The organism is Vibrio sp. 10N.261.52.C11 (assembly GCF_041471405.1).
Classification (GTDB): domain Bacteria; phylum Pseudomonadota; class Gammaproteobacteria; order Enterobacterales; family Vibrionaceae; genus Vibrio; species Vibrio crassostreae_C.
Genome location: NZ_JBFROI010000029.1, coordinates 39,413 through 52,955, shown reverse-complemented (window position 1 = coordinate 52,955; position 13,543 = coordinate 39,413). Strand labels below are relative to the sequence as shown.

Annotated in this window: 11 protein-coding genes; 8 read left to right on the top strand and 3 right to left on the bottom strand. The window is 44.8% G+C overall.

The window, feature by feature from the left end; all coding sequences use genetic code 11:
• Nucleotides 1-74: 74 nt before the first annotated feature.
• Entirely contained in the window at nt 75-755 is a 681-nt protein-coding gene (locus AB4323_RS12175) for a TIGR00153 family protein (protein WP_010434644.1), read from the bottom strand.
• A 207-nt stretch (nt 756-962) separates the two neighbouring features.
• Here AB4323_RS12175 and AB4323_RS12170 point away from each other — a divergent pair, with 207 nt between their 5' ends.
• Nucleotides 963-2,480: an inorganic triphosphatase gene (locus AB4323_RS12170; protein WP_102321462.1), complete on the top strand. Its 1,518-nt coding sequence runs from the start codon at nt 963-965 to the stop codon at nt 2,478-2,480.
• Nucleotides 2,481-2,531: 51 nt separating this feature from the next.
• On the opposite strand, the gene AB4323_RS12165 is transcribed toward AB4323_RS12170, so the two are convergent.
• Nucleotides 2,532-3,281: a potassium channel family protein gene (locus tag AB4323_RS12165; protein WP_017067683.1), complete on the bottom strand. Its 750-nt coding sequence runs from the start codon at nt 3,279-3,281 to the stop codon at nt 2,532-2,534.
• A gap of 97 nt (nt 3,282-3,378) precedes the next feature.
• Between AB4323_RS12165 and AB4323_RS12160 the strand changes: the two genes are divergently transcribed.
• From AB4323_RS12160 to hldE, 3 genes are all read left to right on the top strand, one after another.
• A complete protein-coding gene (locus tag AB4323_RS12160; RefSeq protein WP_372057802.1) occupies nt 3,379-4,635 on the top strand; it encodes a methyl-accepting chemotaxis protein in 1,257 nt (418 codons plus the stop codon).
• A 225-nt stretch (nt 4,636-4,860) separates the two neighbouring features.
• A complete protein-coding gene (glnE, locus tag AB4323_RS12155) occupies nt 4,861-7,710 on the top strand; it encodes a bifunctional [glutamate--ammonia ligase]-adenylyl-L-tyrosine phosphorylase/[glutamate--ammonia-ligase] adenylyltransferase (protein WP_017062913.1) in 2,850 nt (949 codons plus the stop codon).
• 121 nt (nt 7,711-7,831) lie between these two features.
• Complete coding sequence (hldE, locus tag AB4323_RS12150) at nt 7,832-9,262, top strand: bifunctional D-glycero-beta-D-manno-heptose-7-phosphate kinase/D-glycero-beta-D-manno-heptose 1-phosphate adenylyltransferase HldE (protein WP_050649505.1); 1,431 nt, start codon at nt 7,832-7,834, stop codon at nt 9,260-9,262.
• Between the two features lie 129 nt (nt 9,263-9,391).
• Here hldE and tolC read toward each other — a convergent pair whose 3' ends face one another.
• Entirely contained in the window at nt 9,392-10,717 is a 1,326-nt protein-coding gene (gene tolC / locus AB4323_RS12145) for an outer membrane channel protein TolC (RefSeq protein WP_017062911.1), read from the bottom strand.
• A 227-nt stretch (nt 10,718-10,944) separates the two neighbouring features.
• Between tolC and nudF the strand changes: the two genes are divergently transcribed.
• Genes nudF through yqiA form a run of 4 tightly spaced genes read left to right on the top strand, consistent with a single transcriptional unit; the run spans nt 10,945 to nt 13,541 of the window.
• Complete coding sequence (gene nudF, locus AB4323_RS12140) at nt 10,945-11,574, top strand: ADP-ribose diphosphatase (RefSeq protein ID WP_372152561.1); 630 nt, start codon at nt 10,945-10,947, stop codon at nt 11,572-11,574.
• A gap of 4 nt (nt 11,575-11,578) precedes the next feature.
• On the top strand, nt 11,579-12,019 hold the full coding sequence (locus AB4323_RS12135; protein ID WP_010434670.1) for a DUF1249 family protein: 441 nt from the start codon (nt 11,579-11,581) through the stop codon (nt 12,017-12,019).
• A 60-nt stretch (nt 12,020-12,079) separates the two neighbouring features.
• Nucleotides 12,080-12,904, top strand: coding sequence for a 3',5'-cyclic-AMP phosphodiesterase (gene cpdA, locus AB4323_RS12130; RefSeq protein ID WP_010434672.1), 825 nt, complete (start codon nt 12,080-12,082; stop codon nt 12,902-12,904).
• A gap of 31 nt (nt 12,905-12,935) precedes the next feature.
• Nucleotides 12,936-13,541 carry an esterase YqiA gene (gene yqiA / locus AB4323_RS12125; RefSeq protein ID WP_102332767.1) on the top strand — a complete coding sequence of 202 codons (606 nt, stop codon included), beginning with the start codon at nt 12,936-12,938 and terminating at the stop codon, nt 13,539-13,541.
• Nucleotides 13,542-13,543: the final 2 nt, after the last annotated feature.

Below are 13,543 nucleotides of genomic sequence, written 5' to 3'. Positions count from 1 at the left end.
CTCAGCGAGAGGAATACTCAGCGCATAAGTGGTTTGTTCAAAAAATGCTCTTCGTTATATGGTTAACGTATGATTTAAGATCGAGAAAGCATTACTTCAAGACGAGCGCCTACACGCTGTGCTTGATCTGCAATACCACCAACCCATTCAAGAATTTTGTATAAGAACATGATATCAACTGGATTCAGATCGCCTTCAATTGCCATTAGTTGTTGGCGTAGTTCGATCTGCATCGCATCCGTGTCATCTTCAATTACATCTAATTGATGAATCATTTCGGCAACGAGTGTTACTTCACGGCCTTTAAAGCCAGTCTCAAGTAATTCGTCTAATTCATTGATTACGTTTTGTGCTTGGTTCGCTGCATCTAGACAACGTTTAACGTAAGCGATGAAGTTTTCTTGCATAGGAGCAGGAATGACAAGTTGACGACCATATACACGGCCAGCAATGTCTTTCGCTAGGTTTGCGAGTTTGTCTTGTTGAGTTAATAGCTCCAACATATCGGTGCGATCAACTGGCATAAACAAACCACGAGGAAGTTTAAGGCGAATTTCACGTTTTAGTACGTCAGCTTCTTTCTCAAGGTGAGAAATTTGAGCTCGAATTTCTGATGCTTTTTCCCAGTCACCTTTTGAAGAAACTTCAAAGAAATTAACTAGGTGAGAACAACATTCGTTCACGCATACTACGTGACGCTGCAAAGGTTTAATTGGGGACTTTGCAAATAACCCCATAATTGTATTTACTGGCATGGTCATCCAACCTAATAAATAATAACCTTAAAACAACATACACCATATTCATGGTGAAATGTTAAGCGATGGCTACAAAGTCGCGCATGTTAACCTAATCAATCTCTCATTAAAACTGTTTTAGATCATCATAAGGGCGATATTTCTGACTTGCCGACTTTTCAAATTGGCAATATCCTGTCCCTATCTTCACAGAAAGGTATAACTATGGAAACCGAGATAGAACTGAAGTTTTTTGTTTCTCCTGAATTTTCAGAGACTTTACGCAATAAAATTGCTGAAACTAAAGTACTTCAGCACAGTTGTCGTGAGCTAGGTAACATCTACTTTGACACCGCTGACAACTGGCTACGTAAGCACGATACAGGCTTACGCATTCGACGCTTTGATGACGTATTTGTACAAACCGTAAAGACTGCTGGTCGTGTGGTTGCTGGCCTGCATCAAAGGCCTGAATACAATGCAGAACACGACAGCAACGAACCTAAGCTAGCCCTGCACCCAGAGGATATCTGGCCAACAGGTAAAGACATCGAAACGTTGCAAGCTGAGCTGACTCCTCTGTTCTCTACCAACTTCACGCGTGAGCAGTGGTTGATTGGTATGCCTGATGGTAGCCAAGTCGAGGTCGCATTCGATCAAGGCTTTGTTGAATCAGGCGACCTGCAAGAACCGATTTGCGAAGTCGAATTGGAACTTAAATCCGGTCAAACGGATGCGCTATTTACATTGTCTCGCCAATTCTGCGAACAAGGTGGCATGCGTTTGGGTAACCTAAGTAAAGCAGCTAAGGGTTACCGTCTTGCTCAAGGTTATCAAGGAGATGAAGTTACTCCTTTGACCTTAGTTGATACTGACAAAAGTGATACCGTTGAATCGTGTTTTATTCAATCTTTAGAGCATGCTCTCGCTCATTGGCATTATCACGAGCAGATTTTCACAGAGCGTCAATCGATTGAAGCTTTGCATGAGATCAGTCACTCGCTGAGTTTTATTCGCCAAACTTTCACTATCTATGGCGGCATTGTCCCTAGACGAGCAAGTGCGATTTTACGTCAAGAGTTGAAGTGGCTTGAGCAAGAGCTCGACTGGCTGAAAAGCTATGATCACTTCGAAGACTTGCTGGAAGATAAAGGCCATGTACTACGTAAACTCGATGCGCGTAAGTTCTTAGTCGCTGAGCTTAAAGAGATGCAAGAGCAACTGCCAGATCGTGAAGATCTGCTTACCTTGCTGAGCTCTGCTCGTTACACCGGTTTATTGTTAGATCTGAGCCGTTGGATCTTGTCTCGTGGCTGGCAACCTTTCTTAGATGAAAAAGCACGTGAGCAAATGGCTCGTGGTATCGAATGGTTTTCCGTGCAGCAACTCGATCGTACATGGGCCGATTTGATGGAAGCTTTCCCGCCAGAGCGAGTGATGACTAGCCAAGCGTATATTGATCAGCAATACCGTTTGATGCGTAATCTGTATTCTGGCGTTGGTTTCGCGAGTTTGTATGATGACGATGAACGAAACAGCTTCCGCTTGCCATGGGCCGATATGGTGCAAGGCATTGATGACTTGCTGGCACTTAAAACATTAGAGCCTTTGACTGAGAAGCTGGAAGGCGATGAGAAGCTTCAGCTAGAGCGTTGGTTGGCTCGCCAAGAAGTGTCTATTCTGCATGCGATGGAACAGACACGCCAAATCAGTGTTGAGGTTGAGCCATACTGGCAAGACTAAACTCGATACCTGTATCAATAGAAGTATGAATTTGAAAATAGGGCTCGGGCCCTATTTTTTTGTTTGTTGCTCAAGTTTTTCGAGTCGCTCTAAGATTTTCTGTTGCTGCTCGATGATCTTCTCAAGGTGTTTCTCTTTGTTTTCCGCTCGTTGATTCTCATGATGAGTTGGGGAGGTGATCAAAGAAGTAATCAAGCCTGAAATCATACCAAACACACCGACACCACAGATGATCACCATTGAAGCCACTAACTGACCGGAAGTTGTCACTGGGTAATGGTCGCCATAACCCACAGTACTGATGGTCACAAACGCCCACCATAAAGCATCATGACCTGTAGTGATGTTGGCGTTCGGATCTTTGTGTTCCAATAGCAGGATCGTGCCAGCACCGATAGTCAGTAAGATCACCAAAAGCAGAATGATGGAAGCGAGTGTGGTTTCTTTGCGATTACGAAACAGCTCTCTAAAAACACGTTTACCCGAGCGGAGCACAAGAATGACACGCAGGATCTGAAAAATGCGAGCGAAACGAAGTGGTTCGATCATTGGGATACTTGCTAAGAAATCGATCCAGTGTACTTTTAGATATTCTTTCTTATTTTGTGATCTCAATAGATCAATCGTGAGCTGAAAAAGAAAAACACTACAGATTATAAAATCGAGGCCGATAAGGACTTGTTTCGATTCTTTATCGATCGGTACGAACAATAAGCCTGAGATCACAAATAACGCTAAGAAAGAGAGAATCAGTGACAATAAGCTCATCGGCTTGGTGGCGTCTTTGGTATTATTCAACATTCATACGAGGCTCAAAATAAATCGCGAACTTTGACTGACATAGCCACTTCGCGGATATAGAAGCCATCAATATATAAGAATTAATGGAGAACTGACAATGACTAAACTGTCATTCAAGCCGTGGGAAAGGGTAATCTCTGACGTTCGTCTCGTTCCAAAAATGGTCATGTTGATGATATTCAGCACTATCTTGATCATTTCGAAGCAGCTATGGGACGCAAGTACGTTTCACGATTCATTGCTTGCTGTAACGAACAATGCGCAAGTCGCACAACAGCATTACGAGACTTACCTAGTTCAAGTGGCTTGGCAAACAGCCTTGATGATCATTGTGTTTGTGGTTCTTCTGTTAGCAGCGGCGCGCGTTATGCTGCGCCAGACTCAATACCTTAATGACGCCATTAAAACCATGGCAGATAAGAACTTATCAGTGCCGATTCAAATGGACTGTAAAGATGAATACGGCGATGTGGCACGCGAACTTGAAAAAACTCGCGTCCAACTGAACGACATGATCAAAACTCAGGTGGCCTCTTCTGATGAGCTGTTTGCTCTGACGGAAGTGATGACCATCAGCATGTCTGAAACCAAAGAGTCAGCTCAAGAAGAGTTCAACGAGATCGATCAACTGGCAACAGCAATGAGTGAGATGACGTCGACGGTGCAAACTGTCGCTGAGCATGCACAAAGCGCTTCGTCATTGACTGAACAGGCATCAGGCCAAGCTCTTACTGGTCAGAAGTTCGTTCAAGGATCAGTGTCTAAGATGAGTGAGCTATCTTCAGATATCGCAGCATCTGCAGCAGCGGTAAACCAAGTAGAAGAACGCGTTGACTCAATTGGCAGTGTGGTTGGTACTATCCAAGGCATTTCAGAACAGACAAACCTACTAGCATTGAACGCTGCAATTGAAGCGGCACGTGCCGGTGAAGCGGGTCGTGGTTTTGCGGTTGTTGCTGATGAGGTTCGTAACCTTGCACAGCGCACTCAGCAAGCGACGGTAGAGATTCAAGACATGATCAGTCATCTACAAAGCAGCGCTAACTCTGCGGTAGAACTGATGGAGAAGAGTGTTGTTGAAGCGGCTGAAGGTGTTGATCTGGTGACTAACGCGGGAAGTGAGCTTGACGGCATTGTAAGCCAAGTCAATCAAATCAATGATATGAACTTCCAGATCGCGACCGCTGCAGGCCAACAGAGCAGTGTTGCTGAAGAGATGAGCGTCAACCTGACCAATGTACGCGAGCTTGTTGAAGCTTCAGTTGTGGTGGTTGGTGAACTGCTCGAGACCTCTCAGCTTATGGAAAGTAACGCGCAAGAACTCGACGGTAAGATTAAGCAATTTAAGGTTTAGTCCTCAGCACCCAATCTTCATCCGTCAAAGGCTAATTCCCAGAGACTGTTTCTCGGTTGTAAGCTCAACCAGATAAGTTAATCGATAAAACGCCCACATTGTTAATGTGGGCGTTTTTTATTGGCGTAACTTTGGTATAACTTATCTTTAGTTATGAAAACTCGTTATTGAAGAACTGAATCGATAAACCGATTGTTCGGCGCGCAGCTTATACAAGGAAGAAACATGCCATTGCCTTCTCAACTCATCACTCACTCCCAGTCTGCTTTTGAGCAATTATTAGAGCATCAAAGTGAAGCCATCAATACTTGGTCTGAGCCACTGACTGAAGATCTTAAACGTGTACTCGGTTTAAGCTGTTTTATTGGTGATTGCCTGCAGCGTGATACGGTTTTATGTGGTGACTTACCTAATATGTTGGCATGCGAAGAACGCGCTGAAGGATACCGAGAACGCTTGGCTGAATTACTTTCTAGTTGCACCGATGAAATGAGCGGTCAGCGCGTGCTGCGTCAATTCCGAAATCGAGAAATGACCTACATTGCTTGGCGTGATTTTATGGGTTCGTGGGAGCTAGAGCAGAGCCTAAATCATCTATCGATGTTGGCTGAGGCGATGATCTTCGAAACCTACCAATGGCAGTACGATATTTGTTGTAAAGAGTGGGGCACACCTTGTAATGAACAAGGCGAAGCACAGCCGATGTTGATCATTGGTATGGGCAAGCTAGGGGGCGGTGAGCTTAACTTCTCTTCCGATATCGATCTGATCTTCACCTACCCAGAGAATGGTGAAACCCAAGGTGCAAGACGCAGCATTGCCAATGCGCAGTTCTTTACACGTCTCGGGCAACGTATTATTAAGGCGCTTGATCAGCAAACCTTCGATGGATTCTGTTATCGAGTAGACATGCGCCTGCGTCCATTCGGTGAGAGTGGTCCACTGGTCATGAGTTACGCTGCGCTAGAAGATTACTATCAAGAACAAGGTCGCGATTGGGAACGCTACGCTATGGTCAAAGCGCGTGTGATGGGCAGTGAGATGTACCCTGAGTATCAAGAGCTTCGCCAAATGCTACGCCCGTTTGTGTTCCGCCGTTATATTGATTTTAGTGCGATTCAATCTCTGCGCCGAATGAAGTCTATGATCAGCAGCGAAGTGCGTCGTCGTGGTCTCTCGAACAACATCAAGCTTGGCTCTGGTGGTATTCGTGAAGTTGAGTTTATCGCACAAGTCTTCCAATTGATTCGTGGTGGACGCGAGCCTAGCTTACGCGGTCGAGGGTTACTCGAAACCTTAAGTGCGATTGAATCCCTTCATCTGCTAGAGTCTGAAGAGGTGGGGCACCTACGTGAAGCTTATCTGTTTTTGCGTCGCCTTGAGAACCTGTTACAAGCCATGGCTGATAAGCAAACTCAAACCTTACCTGACGGTGAATTCGAACAACTGCAGCTTGCGGTTGCCATGCAATTTTCCGATTGGGATAGCTTGATTGTGGCAACTCGCGCCCATATGGCGAATGTACATACCGTGTTCGAAGACCTAATTGGCGTTGATGAAGATGACGCTAATCCGATCGCGAGCCACTTTAGCGAGTTGTGGGATATGGCCCATAAACCCGATGTAATTGAGCACGTGTTGGAACACGACATTGCGGTCGCGAGCCCGCCTGATGCGGCGAAAACGATCATTCAGTTTAAAGCCGATTTGGCTAAAAAGACTCTTGGCCCTCGTGGGCGGGAAGTCCTCAATCGACTGATGCCGAAAGTGTTTCAAGCGCTGTACACCGCTAAGGATGCCGAGTTTGGTTTGTCGCGAGTACTGCATCTGCTGCATAAAATCGTTACGCGTACCACTTACCTTGAACTACTAGATGAACACCCTGCCGCGTTGACTCAGCTAGTTCGCCTGTGTACGGCAAGCCCGATGATTTCGGAGCAGTTGGGTCGTTATCCAATTCTGTTAGATGAACTTATCGACCCTCAGCAACTCTACAATCCCGTGCCTTTAGAGTCTTACAAGACCGAGTTGCGTGATTATCTAGCCCGTATCCCTGAAGATGATATGGAGCAACAGATGGAAGGTCTGCGTCAGTTTAAGCAGACCTGTATATTGAGAATTGCAGCCGCGGATATTGCGGGTGCTCTACCTGTCATGAAGGTCAGTGATCACCTGACCTACTTAGCAGAAGCCATTGTGGAGGCGGGGGTCAATCAAGCTTGGTTACAAGTATCCGCCAAGTTTGGTGAACCGACCCATGTTAAAGATCGCGAAGGTCGCGGTTTTGCTGTCGTTGGTTATGGCAAAGTCGGTGGTTGGGAGCTTGGTTATAACTCCGATCTTGATATCGTGTTCATGCACGACTGCCCGGTACACATCTATACTGATGGAAAGAAAGAGATCGATGGACGCCAATTCTACTTAAGATTAGCGCAGCGTATTATTCATATTTTCTCGACCAGAACTGCTTCTGGCATTTTGTACGAAGTCGATACTCGCCTACGCCCTTCTGGTGCATCTGGTCTATTGGTGAGTCCAACCGATGCCTTTGACGAGTATCAGCACAATGACGCGTGGACATGGGAGCACCAGGCCCTCACTCGTGCTCGTATGATTTACGGTGATGACTTATTGGTATCTGCGTTTAACAAAACTAGGCATGAGGTTTTGTGCTTGCCACGAGATGAGGCAACACTCAAAAAGTCAGTTGTGGATATGCGTGAAAAAATGCGTGGCCATTTAGGCGGTAAAAAAGCCGATCGATTCATGCTTAAACAAGATGCGGGCGGTATTACTGATATTGAGTTCTTGGCGCAATACTTAGTGCTGAGATACAGCAACGAGAAACCTAAGCTTACTCGTTGGTGTGACAATGTGAGAATCTTTGAAAGCTTGTTGTCGCAAGGGATAATGGACGAGCAACAAGGTATGGCATTGACCAATGCGTACACCACATTAAGGGATGAAATCCACCACCGTAATCTACTTAACCTTGATGCGGATGTGGCGATTGAAAAGTTCGAAATGGAAAGAGAACATGTTGTTCAAGCATGGAAGCAGTGGATGGAAGCATAACCCAGTCATACAGTAATGACGGATGTACCTATCTTGATAGGCTTTTACTCATTTATCTATAGTTTAGCCTCTGTAATCAGTGTGCTAGACTCTAGCCAGATTCGATTTTTGGAGATCCATAATGAAACCAATTCTACCTGACTACAGCCAATCAGGCGTTCTTGTTGTCGGTGACGTAATGCTTGACCGTTACTGGTATGGCCCAACTGGCCGTATTTCACCAGAAGCGCCTGTACCCGTTGTAAAAGTAGAAAATAACGAAGAGCGTCCTGGTGGTGCAGCCAACGTAGCAATGAATATTGCTTCTCTTGGTGGCCATGCTCATATCGTTGGTTTGACCGGTAAAGATGAGCCTGCTGAGGTGTTAAAAAATACCTTAGGCGCACTAAAGGTTAAATGTGATTTCGTTGAGTTAGAAGATTACCCAACCATTACTAAACTGCGAGTGATGAGCCGTGGTCAGCAGCTAATTCGCCTTGATTTTGAAGATAAATTTGAGAATACGGATCCTGAGCTGGTTTTATCTCGTATGGAGCAAGCGCTTCCAAATGTGCGCTCGGTAATTCTATCTGATTACGCAAAAGGTGCGTTGGAGCACGTGCAGAGCTTTATCCAAAAAGCGCGCGCAGCAAAAGTTCCTGTGTTTATCGACCCGAAAGGCGCAGACTTTGAACGCTACCGTGGAGCAACGTTGCTTACACCAAACATGGCTGAGTTCGAGTTGGTGGCTGGCAAAGTAAAATCTGAAGAAGAAATGATCGAAAAAGGACTCGCACTGATCGAAGAGTTTGATTTTGAAGCATTGCTAGTGACTCGTAGTGAACATGGTATGACACTACTTCGCAAAGGTTTAGAACCATTCCACTTGCCGACTCAAGCGAAAGAAGTGTATGACGTGACGGGTGCGGGTGATACAGTTATCTCGGTACTGGCAGCTTCCGTTGCTGCTGGTAAGCCACTGGATGAGGCGTGTGCACTGGCGAACGCTGCTGCGGGTGTGGTAGTGGGTAAGCTTGGTACATCTACTCTATCTACGATTGAGTTAGCGGAAGCAATTCACGGTAGTCAAGACACAGACTACGGCGTTATCTCTGAAGCGGCACTGGTTGAAGCGGTGAAGCGTGCTCGTGCGAAAGGCGAGAAGGTAGTTATGACCAATGGCTGCTTTGATATTCTACATGCTGGTCATGTTTCTTACATGAACCATGCGGCTGAGTTGGGCGATCGTTTGATCGTTGCGGTTAATACGGACGAATCAGTGAAGCGCTTGAAAGGCCCTGGTCGCCCTGTGAACCCAACTGATCGTCGTATGGCGGTATTGGCTGGCTTAGGTGCAGTTGATTGGGTTGTCCCATTCTCTGAAGATACACCTCAACGTTTAATCTCTGAGGTATTGCCAAGTATTCTTGTGAAAGGTGGTGATTACAAACCTGAAGATATCGCTGGTGGTGCGGAAGTGATTGCTGCTGGTGGTGAAGTTAAAGTACTTAACTTTGAAGATGGTTGCTCTACGACTGAAATCATTAAAGCGATTAAAGGTGGTCGAGGCTAACTCTTAGCCTTCCCGTTTTCTAGTCTCAAGGCTTAACTTTGAGCTAGGTTGAGAATTAGCTTTCAATAGATAATAAAAATGCCGCTCAATGAGCGGCATTTTTGTAGGGGTAACTTAAGTAATTAATAATTACTTACTTGCTACTTTTAGACCTGCGTTTACATCAACAATGTCTTGTTCGCTTAGCGTACCAACTGCTTGACGAAGCTGAAGTACACTTAGGATGTAGTTGTAACGAGCATCTGAAAGGTTTTTGTTCGCATCATATAGACGACGAGTCGAATCTAGTACGTCAACGATAGTACGAGTACCCACATCAAAACCAGCTTCTGTTGCTTCTAGAGCAGACTGAGCTGAAACAACAGACTGTTCGTAAGCGCGTAGAGCACCAATAGAAGCTGTGATGTTGTTGTTGAAGGCACGTACGTCTTTTACAACGCTACGGTAAGTTGCTTCTAGATCTTCACTTGCTGCAACGTAGTTGTATTCAGCCTGTTTAGTCAAAGAAGTTGTGCTACCACCCGTATATAGAGGTACCACTAAGTTCAAGCCTAGGTTTAGGTTATCTTGATCATAATCAGTTGAGCTGTTTGATTGATCTGTAAGAGCGTAACTACCATCAAGAGTTAGGCTAGGTAGATGACCAGAGCTTGCTAGAGAGATGTTATCTTTTGCTACGTCTTGAGAGATACGAGCAGCAAGTAGACTAAGGTTCTTTTGCTCTGCTTGTTCAACCAGTGCAATCGCAGACTCAGAAGATTTGCTTGCTGAGAAACGGTCAGTGTCTAGGATGCTTAGGTTAGAGTGTTCTTGACCTGTAATCTCACGTAGACCTTCGTAGTTATTAATCAGAGTGTTCTCTGCTAAAACTTCATCAGCTAAAACAGCATCGTATTGAGCTTGCGCATCATGTACATCGGTGATTGCTGAAAGACCTACTTCAAAGCGCTGTTTTGTTTGCTCTAGTTGGCGAGCAACCGCTGCTTTTTCTGCACGAACGAACTCTAGGTTATCTTGAGCACGCAGTACTTCGAAGTATGCTGTTGCTACACGCAGGATCAAAGCTTGTTGCTCTGCTGCATACGCTGAATCAGCCTGACGAGCGGTTTTCTCTGCTGTATCTAACGAGATCCATGAAGAGCGTTGATAAAGTTCTTGAGTGAAGCCGATCGCTGCTCCCCAAGTGTTATTATCAATACTTGAGCTACCTGAACCAGAAGTATCTCTGTCACCACGGTTAATGTCGTAGTTCGCTGTTAGGTTAATTTGTGGTAGCAAATCACTACGGCTTGACGTTACTGCTTCAAAAGCGGCATCGCGCTGCGCTGCTGAACGAAGAAGTTGTGGATCGTTCTGTTTTGCTTGGTCGTAAACTTCAGCTAGCGTATCAGCGAAAGCTGACGAACTCAGGCTGCCAATTGCTGCACTGATAAATAGTGGAAGCAGTTTTTTCATTTTCCTATTCCTGCCTTTAATAGAATTTTCTCTGAAAGAGTTTAACCCAGTTTGATGGTAATTTACTCGAAACTTTGCACTTTTTTACATTTAACTGTCCACTTGTGCAATATTTATTTTTTAAAACTTAACTTTAATTATAAAATTTATACAAAAAGTTGAACCTTATCCTTGGTAGTTAACTCGGACAATGAGTAAACTATAAAGATCACTTAGTGAGGTACCAAATGCAACAGTATGACAATCAACGACATGAGTTTACTCCGCAAGATGTGGAAATAGTCTCAAAAGAGACGCTGTTTCGTGGTTTTTTCAAAATGGTCAAGTACACATTTAAACATAGACTATTTGAGGGAGGCTGGAGCCAACCTATAGAACGCGAGATGTTTGAACGTGGTCATGCTGCCGCTTTGTTACCTTATGATCCTATTCGTGACGAAGTGGTGATCGTAGAACAGATCCGTGTCGGCGCTCTAGAGCATGAGAACCCTTGGCAATATGAAATTGTGGCCGGGATCATTGATACGAACGAATCATCACAAGATGTTGCTCGTCGTGAAGCAATGGAAGAAGCCGGAGTCGAAGTCGGATCTGTATTGCCTATTACTTCGTATTATCCTTCATCTGGTGGTTGCTCTGAAAAGCTCGACGTCTTTGTTGGCTGTGTTGATGCAACGACAGCCAAAGGGGTACACGGATTGGACTACGAAGGTGAAGACATTCGTGTACAAGTGATGAGTCGCGAAGCTGCTTATCAGTTGGTAAAAGATGGTGTATTTGAAAATGGAGCCACGATCATTGCGCTACAGTGGCTACAATTGAACTACCAAGAATTACAGTCAGAGTGGATAGATTAACGTTATGCCAAATATAGCAGTCAAGAAACCGTATCATGTTGATCTTGCTGAACTGATGCGAGTTTACGAGACTAACTATGCCAAGCTTAACGCTCTGTTGCCGGTAGGGCATGAGGTTGGTGATGTTCGCTGTTACCAAGCCGTTAATATGGTGTATCAATTGACAGTGAATGAGGTCACAAAATACACCACATTAATAGACATATGTCAGAGTGACGAGACGCCAGTGTTTCCTTTGCCAAAAATGTCTGTCAGGCTATATCACGACGCTCGAGTTGCAGAAGTGTGCGCTAGCGGGGATTTTTCACGAGTCAAAGCGAAATATGACTATCCCAACACTAAGCTTCTGCAAAAGGATGAGAAATTTCAGTTGAACAAATTTCTTGGAGAATGGTTAACGTTTTGTTTAAAAACGGGTATCAGCCGTTCGCCAATTCCTTTTTAATTGAGCCCCATTGTAAAAACACTTTAAAGTTTAAACAGTAACGTATCTGGATTTGGTATTTTGGAATTATCACACACTTCAAAATTTGATGAGAGCAGTATTAAGCTTGTACAGCTAACGGACACGCATTTGTTTGCGCCGAGCAATGGCAGCTTATTAAGCATCAATACTCAAGATAGCTTTCGTGCTGTAGTTGATGGCATTGTTAACCAAGGCTTCGATTATGAGGCGATCTTGGCGACGGGTGATATCTCTCAAGATCACAGTGCTGAGTCGTATCAAAAATTTGAATCAGGTATTCAACCTCTGGAAAAGCCATGTTATTGGTTGCCAGGAAATCATGATTTCAAGCCTAATATGGGCAGTGTCTTACCATCACCTCAAATACAGTGCGTTGACCATGTCTTACTGGGTGATAACTGGCAGATGGTGATGCTGGACTCGCAAGTGGTTGGTGTGCCTCATGGGCGTCTAAGCGATCAACAACTTGATCTGTTAGAACAAAAATTGATCGAATTCCCTGAGCGTAATACCTTGGTTTTACTGCACCACCACCCGTTATTAGTGGGCAGCGCATGGCTGGATCAACATAACCTAAAAGATGCGGATCAATTTTGGGATGTGGTTCAGCAGCATACCAATGTCAAAGCGGTACTGTGTGGCCACGTTCATCAAGACATGAATCGAGATCATCATGGTGTGCAAGTCATGGCAACCCCGTCGACTTGTGTGCAATTCAAACCTAATTCAGATGACTTTGCCGTTGATACATTGTCTCCGGGTTGGAGAGAGATTGAATTACATCAAGATGGCACAGTAAGCACTCAAGTGCGCCGCTTGCCTAATGGGCAGTTCTTACCTGATTTTGAAGCGGGTGGTTATTGATGTTAGTGATTATTGTTGTAGGAGGCTATTAATGTCCGGTTCTAATCAGCAAGTCGCTAAGCCATCATTGCTTCTCTATATTCATGGGTTTAACAGTTCATCTCGTTCTCATAAAGCGAATGTGATGGCTAATTACTGTGCGGAGCATCGGGCTGATATTAAAGTCGTCACTCCTCAACTGCCGAGTTTCCCTCAGCAAGCGGCACTTCATCTGCAACATCTGGTGGAGCAATACAAAGAGCAATATCAAATAGCGTTGGTCGGTAGCTCGCTGGGTGGCTATCTTTCAACATGGCTGAATAGCCACTATGGTTTTAAAGCGGTGGTTGTAAACCCAGCAGTGAAGCCGTATGAGCTTCTTGCTGACTATTTAGGTGAACAAGTAAACCCATACACAGATGAACGATATGTACTGGAAACAAAACATATTGATGAACTGAAGGCGTTAGAGGTTTCGGCTATCGCTAAGCCGAGCGACTTCTGGTTACTTCAGCAAACGGAAGACGAAGTTCTGGATTACCGACAAGCGGTAGAGAAGTACCAAGGTGCAACACAGACAGTAGAAGAGGGCGGGGATCATAGCTTTGTTGATTTTGAACGCTACCCACAACAAATCATCACCTTTCTAAATCTTTAATC

Bases quoted from the DNA above. Each gene is read 5' to 3' on its own strand.
- AB4323_RS12165 (WP_017067683.1), bottom strand. From the start codon at position 3,281: ATGTTGAATAATACCAAAGACGCCACCAAGCCGATGAGCTTATTGTCA.
- yqiA (WP_102332767.1), top strand. From the start codon at position 12,936: ATGTCCGGTTCTAATCAGCAAGTCGCTAAGCCATCATTGCTTCTCTAT.
- AB4323_RS12175 (WP_010434644.1), bottom strand. From the start codon at position 755: ATGCCAGTAAATACAATTATGGGGTTATTTGCAAAGTCCCCAATTAAA.
- glnE (WP_017062913.1), top strand. From the start codon at position 4,861: ATGCCATTGCCTTCTCAACTCATCACTCACTCCCAGTCTGCTTTTGAG.
- AB4323_RS12160 (WP_372057802.1), top strand. From the start codon at position 3,379: ATGACTAAACTGTCATTCAAGCCGTGGGAAAGGGTAATCTCTGACGTT.
- AB4323_RS12135 (WP_010434670.1), top strand. From the start codon at position 11,579: ATGCCAAATATAGCAGTCAAGAAACCGTATCATGTTGATCTTGCTGAA.
- nudF (WP_372152561.1), top strand. From the start codon at position 10,945: ATGCAACAGTATGACAATCAACGACATGAGTTTACTCCGCAAGATGTG.
- tolC (WP_017062911.1), bottom strand. From the start codon at position 10,717: ATGAAAAAACTGCTTCCACTATTTATCAGTGCAGCAATTGGCAGCCTG.
- AB4323_RS12170 (WP_102321462.1), top strand. From the start codon at position 963: ATGGAAACCGAGATAGAACTGAAGTTTTTTGTTTCTCCTGAATTTTCA.
- hldE (WP_050649505.1), top strand. From the start codon at position 7,832: ATGAAACCAATTCTACCTGACTACAGCCAATCAGGCGTTCTTGTTGTC.